The organism is Acidobacteriota bacterium, from assembly GCA_016716715.1.
GTDB lineage: Bacteria > Acidobacteriota > Thermoanaerobaculia > UBA5066 > UBA5066 > Fen-183.
Genome location: JADJVE010000019.1, coordinates 102,519 through 117,528 on the forward strand (window position 1 = coordinate 102,519; position 15,010 = coordinate 117,528).

A 15,010-nucleotide genomic window follows, 5' to 3' on the forward strand; every position below is an offset into this window, starting at 1 on the left:
GATTTTCTTGGAAGGGTAAGAGGGGCCGCTTGAAGCTCTTGTTCGTCGGTGATGTGGTTGGCAAGCCCGGGCGCCGGGCTCTCGGCCTGCTCGAGAAGCTGATCGCGCGCGAGCACGTCGACTTCACGGTCGTGAACATCGAGAACGCGGCCGGCGGGTTCGGCGTGACGGCGGAGCTTTTCGCCGACATGTCGAAGCTCCCGATCGACGTCTTCACGTCGGGAAACCACATCTGGGACAAAAAGGACTTCGTTCCCCTCCTCGACGACCTCGAGAACCTCCTGCGCCCCGCCAACTACCCGCCGGGCAATCCGGGCCGGGGCTGGACGATCCAGACGACGCAGGGCGGGATCCCCGTCGGCGTCGTGAACCTGCAGGGGCAGGTCTTCATGGCGAACACGGACTCGCCGTTCCGCGTCGGCGACGCGGTGCTCGCCGAAATGCGCGCCAAGCGGCCGGAGATGAAGGTCGTCCTGATCGACATTCACGCCGAGGCGACGTCCGAGAAGCAGGCGATCGGCTGGTGGTTCGACGGCCGCGCGTCGCTCGTGATCGGCACGCACACGCACGTCCCGACGGCCGACGCCCGGATCCTGCCGAAGGGCACCGCCTATCAGGGCGACGCCGGCATGACGGGCGCCTACGAGGGGATCATCGGGTTCGACCCGAAGCACATCCTCGAGAAGTTCCTCCACCAGACGCCGCGCTCCATGGAGACGGCCACCCGCGACGTGCGCCTCTGCGGCGCCATCGTGGACGTGGACGAGGCGACGGGGAAGGCCCGCACGATCACCTCGATCCAGGAGAAGCTGGCCACCTGACCGGCCGCGTCGTGGACAAGCGCACGCGGCTCCTCGCCCTCGCGGTCTTCGCGGTCACGTTCGCGTTTGCGGCCGAGCCGCTTCTCACCGGGCGGGGCACGGACTTCCGCGCCTACCTCGAGGCCGCGAACGCGTTGCGCGCCGGTCACGACCCGTATGCGGGCGTGTATCCGTACCTTTACCCGCCGCTCCTCGCGCTCGTCCTCGTGCCGCTCACGTTCCTGCCGCCCGCGGCGGCGGCGTGGATCTGGGCCGCGGCCTCTGCGGCGGCGCTCGCCGCGAGCGCCGCGTTCGTCGCGAAGGGCTCCGCGCGCGTCCTCGTCCTCGCGCTCCTCTTCGCGCCGTTCGCCGCGACGCAGTGGAACCTCCAGGCGAACGCGTTCGTCCTTCTCCTCCTCGTTCTCGCGCGCGACCGTCTGGACCGCGGGTTCGAAGGGAGCGGCGGGGCGCTCCTCGGCCTCTCGATCGCCCTCAAGCCCTTCGGCCTCCTCGCCGCGTGCGCCCTCGCCCTCGCGGGGCGGTGGCGCGCGGCCCTGGCCGCGGGCGCGGCGGCGGTCCTCCCGTTCGTCCTCGTCGTGCCGTTCCTGGGAGGGTCGGGAGCGGTCGACGCGGCGGGTTCGGTGAAGCGGATTCTCTCGTCCTCCTGGGTCGAGACGTACGGCGGAAACGTGGCGCTGAACGGCTCGCTCGACCGCCTCCTCCCGGAGGGCGCGGGCTCCTCCCGCCACCGGGCGGTGGGCCTCGCGATCGCGGGCTGGACGCTCGCCCTCGTCGCCGCCGCCGCCGCGGGCGCCGTCCGAGGCGGAAAGCGCCTGCGCCCGTCGGCGGTCGTGGACGCGGCGCTCGCCGCGACCCTCCTCGGCGCCTCGTCGTCGTGGCTGCACCACTCGACGGTTCTCTTCCCGGCCGTCGCGGCGCTCGGCCCGCCCGCGCAGATGGCCGTCGTCGCGCTGTACGGCGTCGCGGCGGCATGGCGCGCGTTCGCGGGGCTCGGCGTCGCCGGCGGCGCCGCGGCCTCGTTCGCCGGAACAGCGGCGCTCGCCGCAGTGTGGTTCCTCGCGTCCCGCCGGGCCGCGGAACCCTGCTAGGATCGCCGCATGGCCGTCGACAAGGAACTGCTCGACATCCTCGCGTGTCCCGCGTGCGACGCGCGGCCTGCCGTGACGCTGTGCACGCTCCGCGGCGACGTGGCGAAGGCGGTCGTCGAGAAGTACCGCGAGTCGCTGAAGGACGAGGAGCCGGTCGTGACGCAGGGGCTGTCCTGCGCCGCGTGCGGCCGCGTCTACCCGATCGTTTCGGACATTCCGGTCATGCTCGTCGAGGAGGCGCTTCCGGCGGACGCCCGGGAGGCCTGACCCTCCCCTGAGGCTTCTCCCCGAACCGATCGCGCGCCGGAGCGGATTCGAACGCGCGACGTTCGTGTTCTTCCTGCTCGGCATCGGATGCGTGCCGGGCATCGGCGTCGCGAACGTCGGTCTCGCGCTCTGCCTCGTGTCGGCGCTCGCGTGGCGGTGGCAGGCGCGGAAGGCGGGGGAGGACTTCCTCGGGCCGTTCCGGCGGACGACGCCGGTCCACCGGCCCATCGCGGCGTTCGTCTTCCTCTCGGTCGTCTCGTGCGTCTTCTCGACGCTTCCGTCGAAGTCGCTGCTCCAGATCAAGGGCTATGGGACCTTCCTGCTCGTCGTCTTCACCGCGGCGCTCCTCGACGACGAGGCGGACGTGAAGCTCGCCGTGGACGTGTGGCGTACGACCGCCCTCTACCTCGTCCTGCGCGGCTTCGCGGAGTGGATCTCCGGTTCGCCGAGCCTCGATTTCCGGATCGCGGGCGGCCTCTCCGTCTACATGACGTACGCGGGGCTCCTCCTCGTCCTCGTGCCGCTGCTCGGCGCGCGCGGGGTCTCGGGAGGATCGCGCTGGGCGCGGGTCGCCGACGTCGCCGTCGCGCTCGCGGGCGCGCTCGCGATGGCCCTCACGCTGACGCGCGGCGCCTACCTGGGCCTCGCCGTCGCCGTCGTCGCCGTCCTTCTCGCGGCGCGGCCGCGTCTCGCGCTCGCCGCGCCCTTCGCGATCGCGCTCTTCTTCGTCCTGATGCCGCTGCCGGTCCGGGACCGGCTCGCCTCTGCGACGAACCCGCGCGACGTGACGATGAACGATCGCGTCGCGATGTGGAAGGCGGGCCGGGCCATGGTCGCGGACCACCCGGCGACGGGCGTCGGGCCCGGTCGCGTCAAGGCGCTCTACCCCTCGTACCGCGTGCCTGGATTCGTCAACCCGATTCCGGGCCACCTCCACAACAACGTCGTCATGATCGCGGCGGAGACGGGGATCCCCTCCCTGCTCGCGTACCTCGCGTTCGTGGGGGCGTTCTTCCTCGGGGCGCTCCGGATCCTGCGCCGCACGCCGCGCGGTGATCCCGCGCGGGGCGTCACGCTCGGGGCCATCGGCGCGATGGCGGCGCTCTTCGCTGCCGGGATGTTCGAGTACAACTTCGGCGACGTCGAGGTCCTCATGGCGACGCTCGTCGTCGCGACGCTGCCGTTCGCCGCCGTCCGCTCCGCCCGCCCCGCCGACTAGAATCGGCCGATGTCGAGCCGCTTCCCCGGGCGCGTGTATCCCCTCCGGGGCGGAGCGCCGCGCCGCGTCGCCGAGACGCAGCTCTCGCTCGGGGACGCCGGACCGGAATCGACCGCGATGACGGTGTCGCAGGTGATCGCCGAGATCAACGGGATGCTTCGGACGGGATTTCCGAACGTGTGGGTCCGCGGAGAGGTCTCGGGCTTCCGGGGGCCGGCTGCGTCCGGGCACTGCTTCTTTTCCTTGAAGGATGAATCCGGCAGCGCCACCCTCCGCGTGAAGGTCTTCGCGAGCGACTTCCGCCGCATTCCCTTCACACTCGAAGAAGGGCTTCTCGTCCTCGCGCGCGGAACGCCGGACATTTATCCGGAGCGCGGAGAGCTGTCCCTGCGCATCGTCGAGATTCAGCCTTCCGGCATCGGCGCGCTCCAGCTCGCGTTCGAGCAGCTCAAGGCGCGTCTCGCGGCCGAGGGGCTCTTCGACGCCGCGAAGAAGCGCCCGCTCCCGCTCCTGCCGCGGCGCATCGGCGTCGTGACGTCCCGGCACGGGGCTGCGCTGCGCGACATCCTGAAGGTCCTCGACGCGCGCTTCCCGAACGCGCACGTGACCCTGTATCCGGCCTCCGTGCAGGGCGCGGCGGCGCCGGGAGAGATCGTCCGCGCCGTGCGGGCGTTCTCGCGGGTGGCGGGATCGGCCGACGTCGTCATCGTGGCGCGCGGGGGCGGCTCGAAGGAGGATCTCGCCGCGTTCAACGACGAGTCCGTCGTCCGGGCCGTCGCGGCTTCGAGGGTTCCCGTGATCTGCGCGGTGGGTCACGAAACCGACGTCTCGCTCGCGGAACTCGCCGCGGACGTCCGGGCGGCCACGCCCTCGCAGGCTGCGGAGATCGTCGTCGGGCCCCTCGCGCAATTCGAGGAGCGCCTCGCGCGGGGAAAGAGGGATTTGAGGATTTCTTTGAAAGGAAGAATGGAAAGGGCCACGCACCGTCTGGCCCGGCTCGCATCGGCTCCCGCTTTCGCAGGATTTCCCGCGACCGTGTCCGAGGGCCGCCTCGATTCGCGCGCTGCATCCGCCGCCCTCTTTTCTTCCTTTCAAAGAATCCCCTCTTCTCTTCTCTCCCTCGTCTCCCGCCTCGAGCAGAGCGTGCGAGCCTGGGCCGATCGCGCCGCATTTCCGCTCCTACTCGGCCGCGTCGCGGCCGAGCGGCGCGCCGCGGCCGACCGGATGGCGGCGCGCGTCGCCTCCGCGAACGAGAGCCTCGGCGTCGCCGTTGCGCAGCTCGAGGCCCTGAGCCCGCTGCGCGTCCTCGCGCGCGGGTATGCGATCGTGACGAAGGAGGGGGAGGCGTCGCCCGTGACGGACGCCGCGGCCCTCACTCCTGGCAACGGCGTGCGCATCCGGCTGGCCCGCGGGCGCGCCGTCGCCCGCATCCTCTCGACGGAGACCGAATGACCAAGACGAAGGCCCTGCCGAAAAACCTCTCGTTCGAGAAGGCTCTCGAACGCCTCCAGGAGATCGTGGCCGAGCTCGAGGACCCCGAGAAGGGCCTCGAGGCGAGCCTCGAGCTGTTCGAGGAAGGCGTCGCCCTGTCGCGATTCTGCCGCTCCCGGATCGACGAGATCCAGAAGCGCGTCGACGTCGTCCTGAAGGAGACGCCGGAGGGGCTCGTGACGGGCCCGCTGGACGAGGAAGACGAGGACGACGACGAGGACGCATCCCGATGACGGCCGTGCGCCCCGCGCGGGCGCTTCCGGCCGCGCTCGAGGCCCGCAGACGGGGAATCGAGGCGGCCCTCTCGAGCGTCCTGCCCCGTGAGGGATCCGAGCCCCGGGACCTCGTGGCTGCGATGCGCTACAGCGTCCTCGGCGGCGGCAAGCGCTTCCGGCCGCTTCTCTTCTTCGCGGGCGCGGAGGCGGGGCCGGAGCGCCTGCCGGAGGACGCGGTGGACGCCGCGGCCGCGCTCGAGCTTCTCCACACGTACTCCCTCGTTCACGACGACCTGCCCTGCATGGACGACGACGACTTGCGCCGCGGCCAGCCGACCTGTCACGTGAAGTTCGGCGAGGCGACCGCGCTCCTCGCGGGCGACGCGCTCCAGACGCTGGGAGTGGAGATCCTCGCGACGCGCCCCGCGGGGGAGGAGTGGGCGGCCCGGCGCGCGCGAGCCGTCGCGATGACGGCGCAGGCGATCGGCGTCGAGGGGATGGCGGGTGGGCAGGCGCTCGACCTCGCGTCCACGGGAAAGCCCGTGCCCCCCGAGGAGCGGCCCCAGCGCCTCAAGCGGATTCACGCGCTGAAGACCGGCCGCCTCATCCGGCTCTCCGTCGAGCTCGGGGCGCTGCACGCCGGTGCCGACGAAGCGGTTCTCGCCGGAATCGCGCGCTTTGGGGACACGATCGGCCTCCTCTTTCAGATCGCCGACGACCTCCTCGACGTCACGCAGGATTCCGCCACCCTCGGCAAGACCGCCGGCAAGGACGCCGAACAGGACAAGCTGACGTATCCGTCGGTGTTCGGCCTCGAGGGCGCGCTGCGCGAGCGCGACCGCGCGCTCGAGGAAGCGCACGCGGCGGCGGCCGAAGTCGAGGGCCCGGGCGGCCTCCTCGCCTCGCTCGCCGAGTACGTCGCGGGCCGCGACCGGTAAACTCGGCGCGTGGCGCTCACCGAAGACCGCAGGTTCGGCTGGACCGTGGGCGGCGTCTTCGCCGTCCTCGGCGGGCTGCTGCTCTGGCGGCACCGGACGGCCCTCGGGACCGTGTTCGCGTCCGCCGGCGGCGCGCTGCTTCTCCTTGCCGCGGTGGCTCCCTCCCTTCTCGCAGCGCCGCACCGCGGCTGGCTCGCGTTCGCGAAGGTTCTCGGCCGCGTGAACTCGGCCGTCTTTCTCTTCCTGACGTTCTTCCTCGTCCTCACGCCTCTCGCGTTCGTCCTCCGCCTCTTCGGCCGCGACGAGCTCCGGCGCCGGGGCCCGGCGCCCGCGTCCATGTGGGAGCCGTACCCGGAGCGGAACCGCGACCCGAAGCACTACGAGTCGATCTGGTGATGGGCAAGCGCGACGTCCTCTCGCAGCTCTGGGAGTTCCTCAAGTACCGAAAGAAGTACTGGCTCATGCCGATCGTCTTCCTGCTCGTCCTCGTCGGGCTCCTCCTCGTCCTGGCCGAGAAGAGCGTGATCGCGCCCTTCATCTACACGCTGTTCTAGTGACCGCGATCCTCGGCCTCTCGGCCTATTACCACGACTCGGCGGCGTGTCTCCTCGTCGACGGGAGGATCGTCGCGGCGGCGCAGGAAGAGCGCTTCACGCGGAAGAAGCACGATGCCGGCTTCCCGCTGAACGCGGCGCTCTGGTGCCTGAAGGAAGCGGCGCTCCCGCTCGGAAAGCTCGACCACGTCGCGTTCTACGACAAGCCGCTCGTGAAGTTCGAACGGCTGTTCGAGACGTACCTCGAGTACGCCCCGCGCGGCTTCGCGTCGTTCCGCAGGGCGATGCCCCTCTGGATCTCGGATCGCCTCTGGATGAGCGAGAAGATCGGGAAGGACCTCGGGTGGGAGGGGAAGATCCTGTTCGGCGACCACCACGAGTCGCACGCGGCCTCCGCGTTCTACCCGTCCCCGTACGAGGAGGCCGCGGTCCTCACGATGGACGGGGTGGGGGAGTGGGCCACGTCCTCGGTCGGCCTCGGGCGCGGGAACGCGCTCGACATGCTCTCCGAGCTGCGTTTTCCGCACTCGATCGGGCTCCTCTACTCGGCGTTCACGTACTTCTGCGGCTTCAAGGTGAACAGCGGCGAGTACAAGCTCATGGGCCTCGCGCCCTACGGCGAGCCGAAATACGCGGACCTGATCCGGGAAAAGCTCGTGCACGTCTGCGACGACGGGTCGATCCGCCTCAACATGGAGTACTTCACGTTCGCGACCGGCCTCACGATGACGGGCGCCGGGTTCGAGCGCCTCTTCGGCGGACCCGCGCGCGAGGCCGAGTCGAAGCTCACGCAGCGCGAGATGGACCTCGCACGGTCGATCCAGGACGTGACGGAGGAGATCGTCCTGAAGATGGCGCGGCACGCGAAGAAGGCGACGGGTGCGAAGTACCTCTGCATGGCCGGCGGCGTCGCGCTGAACTGCGTCGCGAACGGGAAGCTCCGCGAGGCGGCGATCTTCGACGATCTCTGGATCCAGCCCGCCGCGGGCGACGCGGGCGGTGCGGTCGGCGCGGCCCTCTCGATCTGGCACCGCCACCTCGGCATGCCGCGCGAGAGCGCGGAGAAGAGGGGAGCCTGGAGGGGGAAGAGAGAAGAGAAGATTTCTTCGAGTGGAAGAGGGGAGGGCGGCGGCGGCCCGCTGCCTCCCTACGAAGACGGCATGTCGGGCGCGTTCCTGGGTCCCTCTTACTCATCAGAAGAAATTGCTGCCTGGCTCGAGTCGCGCCATTACCCATACAGGACAATCGAACCGGCAGTGCTCCCTTCGGCGGTCGCCGACCTCCTCGCCACCGGCAAGGTCGTGGGCCTCCTGCAGGGGCGGATGGAGTTCGGGCCGCGAGCGCTCGGCGGCCGCAGCATCCTCGGCGATCCGCGTTCGGCGGCGATGCAGTCGGTCATGAACCTGAAGATCAAGTTCCGCGAGTCGTTCCGGCCCTTCGCTCCGTCGGTCCTTCGCGAGGACGCCGCTCGGTGGTTCGAGTTCGACGGGGACTCGCCGTACATGCTCCTCTGCGCGGACGTGGCCCGGGAGCGCCGTCGCGACATGACGGACGAGGAGCGCGCGCTCTGGGGGATCGAGAAGCTGAACGTCCCGCGTTCGACGATTCCGGCCGTGACGCATGTGGACTATTCGGCGCGCCTTCAGACCGTTCGGAAGGAGACGAACCCCGTTTACCACGCGATTCTTTCGGCGTTCCGGGAGCGGACGGGCTGCCCGGTCGTCGTGAACACGTCGTTCAACGTGCGCGGCGAGCCGATCGTCCGCTCGCCGGAAGACGCTTACCGCTGCTTCATGCGGACCTCGATGGACGCCCTCGTCCTCGAGAACCACGTCCTTGTCCGCGAGGGCCAGCCCCCGCTCGCGGAGAGCGGAGACTGGCGCCGCGAATTCACGCTGGACTGATCAGGGGAAGATCCCGAGCTCCATGTAGCTGACGGCGATCTTGTCGATGGCCGAGATGAAGGCGGCCGTGCGCAGGTCCGGCACCTTCGCGTTGCGGCGCTGGACGTCGCGGATCTGCTGGAAGGCGACGCTCATCGTCTCCTCGAGGCCCGAATTGACCAGGTCTTCCTCGGCCGCGCCGTGGATGAGGAGCTTGCGCTCGGCGTCTCCGAGGGTCTTTCCGGTCGCGCTCTCGATCGACTTGACCATGCGCGCGGCGCTCATCTCCTCGTAGCGCTTCTCCATGCGCCCGAAGCGCACGTGCGAGAGGTTCTTGAGCCACTCGAAGTAGCTCACCGTGACGCCGCCCGCGTTCAGGTACATGTCGGGCATCACGACGATGCCCTTCTGGCGCAGGACGGCGTCGCCGTCGGCCGTGACCGGGCCGTTCGCGCCCTCGGCGACGATCTTCGCCTTCACCCTCGCCGCGTTCGCGCCCGTGATCACGTTCTCGAGGGCGGCAGGAACCAGCACGTCGCATTCCGTGTAGAGGACGTCCTCGGCCGCAAGGTCCGTCGCGCCGGGGAAGCCGGTGATCTTCTTCGTCGCGGCGCGGTGCTTGACCACGGCGTCCACGTCGAGGCCCTTCGGGTCGAAGATCGTCCCTTCCCACTCGGCGAGGGCGACGATCGTCGCGCCGCCTTCCTGGAGGAACTTGGCGGCGTGGTAGCCCACGTTGCCGAGGCCCTGGACCGCCACGCGCTTGCCGGCGAGGCCGGCCGTCATGCCGAGCGTCTTCAGCAGCTCCGTGTCCGCGAGCGCTTCCTTGACGCCGAAGAAAACGCCGCGCCCCGTGGCTTCCTTGCGGCCCCGGATGCCCCCCTGGCTGATCGGCTTGCCCGTGACGCACCCGATCGCGTCGATCTCGCCCGGGTGGAACTGGGCGTACGTGTCCGCGATCCACGACATCTCGCGCGGGCCGGTGCCGTAGTCGGGCGCCGGGACGTCGATTCCCGGGCCGATGAAGTTCTTCTTCGCGAGCTCGGCCGTGTAGCGGCGCGTGATGCGCTCGAGCTGTTCGAGCGAGACCTTGCGCGGGTCGATCTTGATGCCGCCCTTGGCGCCGCCGAAGGGCACGTCGACGATCGCGCACTTGAACGTCATGAGGGCCGCGAGCGCCAGCACCTCGTCCTCGTTCACGTCGGGGGAGTACCGGATGCCGCCCTTGACGGGCAGCTTGTGGTGGCTGTGCTCGGCGCGCCAGGCTTCGATGACCTCGTAGCCCCCGCCCTCCTTGCGGACGGGGAACCGGAACTTGTAGACGCTGTTACAGACTTTGATCTGGTCGAGAAGGCCCGGGGGATAGTCGAGAAATGTGCCTGCGGCGTCGAAATTCCGGTTGACACTCTCCAAAAATCCGTTGGACTGGGTCATCAAAACCTCCGGTTGACCGAGTTTAGTGGAGTCGATATAGGATCTGGCACCAATGGAAGTCGGGGTCGCCGGCGTGGTGCGACTGGATCGCATCGCACTGCACCGCCTGAGCAAGGCGGCGGTATCGTCCCCCCGCCTGCGGCAGAACCGGAATCTCCACGCGATGGAGGATTCCGTGCACCGTCTTCTCAACGCGATCGAGCCCGGAAGCTACATCCGGCCCCACCGCCACCTGCATCCGCCGAAGGCCGAGACGATGTTCGTCGTGGCCGGCCGGCTCGGCTTCCTCTCGTTCCACGACGACGGAACCGTCGCCGAGAAGACCGTTCTCGACGCCGGCGGCGAGACGTTCGGCGTCGACGTCCCTCCGGGCGTCTGGCACACGTTCGTGTCGCTCGCCGCGGGCACCGTGGCCTTCGAGGCGAAGGCCGGACCCTACGTCGCGCCCGCGGGGAGCGACGCGGCGCCCTGGGCGCCTCCCGAAGGCGACCCGGCGTCCGTGCGGCTCGAGGCCGGGTGGCGCAACGCGTTTATCGAGCAGGCGGAGTCCTGATTCATGAAGATTCTACCGTGCAAGAGCAGTTTTCCCGGCCGTGCCGGGGTGATTTCGTTTCAAATGATGGAAGGGGTGTGCCCATGATCAATCTGCGTCGTCTCCTGCCGCTCGCCGCGTGCGTTGCGGTCCTCCTGTCGGCCGTACCCGCCCTCGGGCAGGAGACCGCCGCCGCTCTCCAGGGTGTCGTGACGGTCAAGTCGGACAAGAGCCCGCTGCCCGGCGCCTCGGTGGAGGCCATCCACGTCCCCACCGGCACCCGTTACGCGGCGGTCACGTCGGCCGCCGGCCGGTTCAACATCCTGAACGTCCGCGTGGGCGGCCCCTACACGGTCACCGCGAAGATCGGCGGCTTCAAGACCGAAACCGAGAAGGACGTCGTCGTCGCCCTCGGCGAGAAGCTCGAGCTCGAGTTCGCGCTGGAGCTCGCGGCACGGGCCGAGACGGTCAGCGTGACCGCCGAGCTCGAGCCGCTGATCAGCCCGAACCGGATGGGCTCGACGCAGGCGGTTTCGCAGGACGAGATCAAGTCGCTGCCGACCATCCGCCGGCAGTTCCAGGACTTCGCCAAGACCAGCCCCTACGTGAACGTGGCGGCCAGCGACCCGACGCAGACGAACATCTCCGTGGGCGGCAAGAACAACCGCTACAACACGATTCAGATCGACGGCGCGGTCAACAACGACCTGTTCGGCCTCTCCTCGACCGGCACCCCGGGCGGCCAGACGGACACGCAGCCCATCTCGATCGACACGATCCAGGAGATCCAGGTCGCGATCTCGCCCTACGACGTCAAGCAGGGCGGCTTCACGGGCGGCGCGATCAACGCGATCACGAGGAGCGGGACGAACGAGTTCCACGGCTCCGTCTACGGCTCCTCGCGGAACCAGAACTGGGTCGGAAGCAAGATCCCGCAGGCCTACGGCGACGCGGTCTCGAGCCCGCTCGCGGAATTCGTTTCGGACCAGTACGGCGCGCGCCTCGGCGGGCCGATCATCAGGGACACGCTCTTCTTCTTCGTCAGCGGCGAGCGGAACAAGACCTCGGCTCCGACGAACGGGGCCGCGGACGGCTCGGCGTCCAACAACTTCAACAACCCGGCGAATGCCGCATTGTTCAAGTCCGTGCTGACCAACAAGTACGGCTACGACCCGGGCGGCCTCGGCGACTACAACACCCGCACGAACAGCGACCTCCTGCTCGGCAAGCTCGATCTCAACATCTCGAGCGCCCACCAGCTGTCCCTGCGTTACAACTACGTCAACGCCCTGAACGACATCAACGGCGCGCGCAACTCGAGCACGTACACGTTCGAGACGGGCGGGTACACGATCACCGACAAGACGAACTCGGGCGTCCTGCAGCTCAACAGCGTTTTCGGGGCCGATTCGTTCAACCAGGGCCGCGTCGGCTACCAGACGGTCCGGGACAACCGGGCGGTTCCGGTCCAGTTCCCGTCCGTCTACATCTGCAACTCCCCGAACTCGAACTGCACCGGCAACGGGACTTATTCCCTCGCCGCCGGGACCGAGCGCTCGTCCGGAGCGAACTCGCTCAACCAGGACATCCTCGAGGTCACGGACGACTTCACGCTCATCAAGGGCAACCACACGATCACGATCGGGACGCACAACGAGTTCTTCAAGTTCGAGAACCTCTTCATCCAGGACGTCTACGGGACGTACTTCTTCAACACCATCGCCGACCTCAACGCCGGGAACGCCGCCCGGTACCAGGTCCAGTTCGCGAACGGCGCCGACCCGCGCCGCCCGACGCAGTTCAACGCCCGGCAGTGGGGCCTCTACGCGGGCGACCAGTGGAGGGTGAGCAACACCCTGACGCTGAACCTCGGCCTGCGCCTCGACATTCCCCAGCTGCCCGACAGCCCGAGCTACAACCCGCTCGTCCAGTCGACCTTCGGGGTCGACACGAGCGACGTGCCGAACGGCCAGATCATGGTATCGCCCCGCCTCGGCTTCAACTGGAACCCGAGCGGGTCCGGCAAGGACCAGATCCGCGGCGGCGTCGGCGTCTTCGCCGGCCGCACGCCGTACGTCTGGATCTCGAACAACTACGGGTCGACGGGCATCGAGATCACGAACCTGAGCGCCTCAAACGTGACGTTCACCGGGGATCCCAACAACCCGCCGAAGAACTTCCCCCCCGGCACGTCGGCGATCACGGTCAACGGCATCAACCCGGACTTCAAGTTCCCGCAGGTTCTTCGCTCGACGCTGGCGTATGACCGCGAGCTCCCCGGCGGGATCCGCGGAACCATCGAGGCGATGTTCACGAAGACGCTCTACGACGTCTTCTACTACAACCTCGGCAGGGTCGAGTCCGGCAACAAGACGTTCTACGGGGCGCCGATTTACAAGCAGTACTCGACGCAGATCTCGGACATGGTCTACCTCGACAACACGACGAAGGGCGAGCAGCAGAACCTCATCGTGCAGCTCGAGAAGCGCTTCCCCTTCGGGCTCTACGTCATGGGCTCCTACGCCTACATGAACGCCAAGGCCGCGTTCGAGGGAACGTCCAGCGTCGCGTACTCGAACTGGCAGTTCCAGACGACGGACGGCAACATCTACAACCAGGCGCTCACGCGCTCCTTCTGGGACGTCCCGAACCGGTTCAACATCGTCGCGTCCCAGGCGTTCCGGACCGGCGCGCTGGCCCATAACATCGGGCTCATCTTCACGGCCCAGTCGGGGCAGCCCTATTCGATCCTCATGGGCGGCAACGCGAACGCGGACGGCGCCTCGGGCAACGACCTCCTCTTCGTGCCCGCGAACTACAGCGACATCGTTTGGAAGGGCACGGGGGCTCCGACCGAAGGTCAGTGGAACGACTACCTGTCGATGACGGGCCTCGACAAGTACCGCGGCCGCGTCGCGGAGCGCAACGCGCTCGACGCCCCGTGGATCCACACGCTCGACTTCCATTACGACGTGACGCTGCCGATCTCGGTGGTCCAGGTGCAGCTCACGTTCGACGTCCTGAACCTCATCAACCTGGTGAATCACAACGCGGGGCTCCTCCGCTACGTCGCCAACCAGACGTACACGGCGCTCAACTACTCGGGGATCGACGCGGCCACCGGCAAGCCGATCTACACCGTCAACTCGGGCGCGCTCAATGAAGGGCGCCAGTACACGACGCAGGGCCTCCGCTCGCGCTACCAGCTCAAGCTCGGCGGACGCGTTTCGTTCTGAGACCGGTTCAAACGCTCGCTTGAACGGCAACGCCGGGGCTTCGGCCCCGGCGTTTTTCTTGCCTTTCCGATATTCTACGGACTCGGAGGATTTTTCCGATGTCCCTCGCAACTGAAACGCCCGCGATTCCGCCGGTCTCCGTCCTCGGGGACCACGAGCAGGAGCTCGCCGAGGGTGTGTACGACTTCGCGGTCGAGTCGATCGCGCCGCAGTCCGCCCGCATGGACCGCGACAACGTGATGGATCCCGACCTGATCCGGAAGTTCTTCGATCTCGACCTCATGGGGATCGAGATCCCCGAGGAGTACGGCGGCCTCGGCGCGAACTTCACCACGTCGATCGCGATCATCGAGGCGCTCGCGCGCGTGGACGCCGCCTGCGCGGTCGTCGTGGACGTCCAGAACACGCTCGTGAACAACGCGATCAAGCGCTGGGCCTCGCCCGCGATCCAGAAGAAGTACTTCCCCCAGCTCGCGAAACAGAAGGTCGCCTCGTACGCGCTCTCGGAGGCCGGCTCGGGCTCGGACGCCTTCGCGCTCGCGACGACCGCGGCGCCGAAGGGCGACCGCTGGATCCTGAACGGCGAGAAGCTCTGGATCACGAACGGCCTCGAGGCCGAGCTCTTCCTCGTCTTCGCGAACGTCGACAAGACCAAGGGCTACAAGGGCATCACGGCGTTCCTCGTGGAGTCGCAGTGGAAGGGCTTCACGAAGGGGAAGAAGGAAGACAAGCTCGGCATCCGCGCGTCGTCCACGCTCGCGCTCGCCTTCGAGGACCTCGAAGTGCCGGCCGAGAACGTCGTCGGCAACGTGGGTGAGGGCTACAAGATCGCGATCGAGACCCTCAACGAGGGGCGGATCGGGATCGGCGCCCAGATGGTCGGCATCGCGCGCGCCGCGCTCGACTACGCGACGAAGTACGTCAAGGAGCGCCGCCAGTTCGGCCAGCCTCTCGCGCAGTTCCAGGCCGTCCAGCACGAGCTCGCGCGGATGGACATGGAGCTGGAGTGCGCCCGACTCGCCGTCTACAACGCGGCGCGCCTCAAGGAGGCGGGCCTGCCGTTCGCGCGCGAGGGCGCGATCGCGAAGCTCAAGGGCTCCGAGGTCGCCGAGATGTGCACGTCGAAGGGCCTCGAGCTCCTCGGCGGCTACGGTTACGTGAAGGATTACCCGCTCGAGAAGATGTACCGCGACGCGAAAATCGGGAAGATCTACGAGGGCACGTCCTTCATGCAGCTCAACACGATCGCGAAAGACGTTCTGAAGCGCTGAACGGCGACTCCCCGGTCCGTCCGGCCCCGCGCGCGGCTCTCGTCGCGGGGCTCGCGCTCCT

At 68.5% G+C, this 15,010-nt stretch carries 14 protein-coding genes; 13 read left to right on the forward strand and 1 reads right to left on the reverse strand.

Features of this window, described 5'->3' with window-relative positions; translation table 11 throughout:
- Positions 1 to 29: 29 nt before the first annotated feature.
- From IPL89_17985 to IPL89_18030, 10 genes are all read left to right on the forward strand, one after another.
- Positions 30 to 821 (forward strand): YmdB family metallophosphoesterase, encoded by a 792-nt coding sequence (locus tag IPL89_17985; protein ID MBK9065044.1) that lies wholly within the window; start codon positions 30 to 32, stop codon positions 819 to 821.
- 11 nt (positions 822 to 832) lie between these two features.
- Entirely contained in the window at positions 833 to 1,909 is a 1,077-nt protein-coding gene (locus tag IPL89_17990) for a DUF2029 domain-containing protein (protein ID MBK9065045.1), read from the forward strand.
- A 9-nt stretch (positions 1,910 to 1,918) separates the two neighbouring features.
- The gene (locus tag IPL89_17995) at positions 1,919 to 2,176 is read left to right on the forward strand and encodes a hypothetical protein (protein MBK9065046.1); all 258 of its coding nucleotides are present in this window, start codon (positions 1,919 to 1,921) and stop codon (positions 2,174 to 2,176) included.
- A 64-nt stretch (positions 2,177 to 2,240) separates the two neighbouring features.
- Positions 2,241 to 3,395 (forward strand): O-antigen ligase family protein, encoded by a 1,155-nt coding sequence (locus IPL89_18000; protein ID MBK9065047.1) that lies wholly within the window; start codon positions 2,241 to 2,243, stop codon positions 3,393 to 3,395.
- Between the two features lie 9 nt (positions 3,396 to 3,404).
- Positions 3,405 to 4,847 carry an exodeoxyribonuclease VII large subunit gene (gene xseA / locus IPL89_18005; GenBank protein ID MBK9065048.1) on the forward strand — a complete coding sequence of 481 codons (1,443 nt, stop codon included), beginning with the start codon at positions 3,405 to 3,407 and terminating at the stop codon, positions 4,845 to 4,847.
- Positions 4,844 to 5,119, forward strand: a complete 276-nt coding sequence (gene xseB / locus IPL89_18010) for an exodeoxyribonuclease VII small subunit (protein ID MBK9065049.1) — start codon at positions 4,844 to 4,846, stop codon at positions 5,117 to 5,119. The genes xseA and xseB overlap by 4 nt, the downstream gene beginning before the upstream one ends.
- Positions 5,116 to 6,039, forward strand: coding sequence for a polyprenyl synthetase family protein (locus IPL89_18015; GenBank protein ID MBK9065050.1), 924 nt, complete (start codon positions 5,116 to 5,118; stop codon positions 6,037 to 6,039). The genes xseB and IPL89_18015 overlap by 4 nt, the downstream gene beginning before the upstream one ends.
- Before the next feature lie 9 nt (positions 6,040 to 6,048).
- Entirely contained in the window at positions 6,049 to 6,435 is a 387-nt protein-coding gene (locus IPL89_18020) for a hypothetical protein (GenBank protein ID MBK9065051.1), read from the forward strand.
- Complete coding sequence (locus IPL89_18025) at positions 6,432 to 6,593, forward strand: hypothetical protein (GenBank protein ID MBK9065052.1); 162 nt, start codon at positions 6,432 to 6,434, stop codon at positions 6,591 to 6,593. Before IPL89_18020 ends, IPL89_18025 begins: the two co-directional genes overlap by 4 nt.
- Complete coding sequence (locus tag IPL89_18030; GenBank protein MBK9065053.1) at positions 6,593 to 8,497, forward strand: carbamoyltransferase; 1,905 nt, start codon at positions 6,593 to 6,595, stop codon at positions 8,495 to 8,497. Before IPL89_18025 ends, IPL89_18030 begins: the two co-directional genes overlap by 1 nt.
- On the opposite strand, the gene IPL89_18035 is transcribed toward IPL89_18030, so the two are convergent.
- The gene (locus IPL89_18035) at positions 8,498 to 9,910 is read right to left on the reverse strand and encodes a Glu/Leu/Phe/Val dehydrogenase (GenBank protein ID MBK9065054.1); all 1,413 of its coding nucleotides are present in this window, start codon (positions 9,908 to 9,910) and stop codon (positions 8,498 to 8,500) included.
- A gap of 52 nt (positions 9,911 to 9,962) precedes the next feature.
- On the opposite strand from IPL89_18035, the gene IPL89_18040 reads away from it, so the two are divergent.
- From IPL89_18040 to IPL89_18050, 3 genes are all read left to right on the forward strand, one after another.
- Positions 9,963 to 10,463, forward strand: a complete 501-nt coding sequence (locus IPL89_18040; protein ID MBK9065055.1) for a WbuC family cupin fold metalloprotein — start codon at positions 9,963 to 9,965, stop codon at positions 10,461 to 10,463.
- Between the two features lie 83 nt (positions 10,464 to 10,546).
- Positions 10,547 to 13,678: a TonB-dependent receptor gene (locus IPL89_18045; GenBank protein MBK9065056.1), complete on the forward strand. Its 3,132-nt coding sequence runs from the start codon at positions 10,547 to 10,549 to the stop codon at positions 13,676 to 13,678.
- A 98-nt stretch (positions 13,679 to 13,776) separates the two neighbouring features.
- Positions 13,777 to 14,949 carry an acyl-CoA dehydrogenase family protein gene (locus IPL89_18050; GenBank protein MBK9065057.1) on the forward strand — a complete coding sequence of 391 codons (1,173 nt, stop codon included), beginning with the start codon at positions 13,777 to 13,779 and terminating at the stop codon, positions 14,947 to 14,949.
- The last annotated feature ends 61 nt before the right edge of the window (positions 14,950 to 15,010 follow it).